Here is a 1,172-nt window from a genome sequence, read left to right on the forward strand (position 1 = left end):
ATAGATCGTTTAGAACTACTGCCGGTGCAACTGCATCAACAACACCAGTTGCTGGTCCTGAGGTATTGCCTGCTGGATCTTTTGTTACTGCTGTTACCGTATCACCATCATTTAAGCCTGGGTTTGGCACAGTCCAGCTACCATCCGGGCCTGCTACAACACTGGCTGTACTACCATCTGGATAAGTTACTGTCACCGTTGAACCAGGTTCTGCTGTACCTGTAATCGGGTCTCTCCCGTTAACAGGGTCAATCACTGGTGCATTCGGAGCCGTCGTATCAACTGTATAAGTTTGCGTATCTTTAACAGTGCTACTATTACCTGCAGCATCTGTGAACGTTACAGTCGCATCAATCGTTTTATCAGTATCTGCTCTTAAACCACTACCTGGTACGCTTACTGTCCATGTACCCGCTGCTTTGTCTACAGTTGCCGTGTACGTTTGACCATTAATCAAAACAGTTACGACTGTATTTGCTGCATCTGCTGGAATATTTTTCAATACACCAGTAATCGTGACATTACCTGCTGCTTCTGATGCATTAATTACATTATCTGAAGTAACAGGGTCAACGGAGAAAGTGACTCCGTCTGTACTTGGTGGTGTTGTATCGGCAGGTGTTGAGTCATCATCACTATCACTGTTCGATGCTGCAGCAATAATACCACCTGCAACTAATGGGATAGCCCATAACCATGGGTTTATGCCTGCATCGTGATAAAGTAATGGTTCAATTGAAGAAATAGGCTGATAAATAACGTCAGATACCAACTCTTGTGGTGCTTCTGCTGGTAAAGCAGCTGGTAAATCTTCAGCTACCAGTGCTTGCGGTTCAACATCACTATCAGCATCTGCATCGGCATCTGCATCGGCGTCAGCATCATTTTCAGCATCCTTGAATTTCGCCCAAATCAACTGTCCATTTTCATCTTGAAAAACTAGGCTATTATCTTTAGGCTCAGCTGTTCCACTAAAGAAGCCTTCAATAACAATAGTCTCACCATTTTTCAGGCGAATGACTGCATTGGTACCCTCCCTATTCACTACCAACACATCACTGGCAGCCACTTTTACTAATACGACTGACGCTTCTGAAAGTTTTGCAGAAGTTCCCTCTGTTGTTGCTAAGGTCTTGTGATTGTCCTTAGCAATAATTTGTATTTCAGGCATA

Annotated in this window: 1 protein-coding gene; it reads right to left on the reverse strand. The window is 43.9% G+C overall.

Features of this window, described 5'->3' with window-relative positions:
- Positions 1-1,171, reverse strand: a 1,171-nt coding sequence (locus HUN22_RS17160) for a BapA/Bap/LapF family prefix-like domain-containing protein (RefSeq protein ID WP_174731921.1), incomplete at its 3' end; no start/stop codon positions are given.
- Between the last annotated feature and the right edge of the window lies 1 nt (position 1,172).

The sequence above is a fragment of the Acinetobacter lactucae genome (assembly GCF_013344765.1).
GTDB classification, from domain to species: Bacteria; Pseudomonadota; Gammaproteobacteria; order Pseudomonadales; family Moraxellaceae; genus Acinetobacter; species Acinetobacter lactucae_A.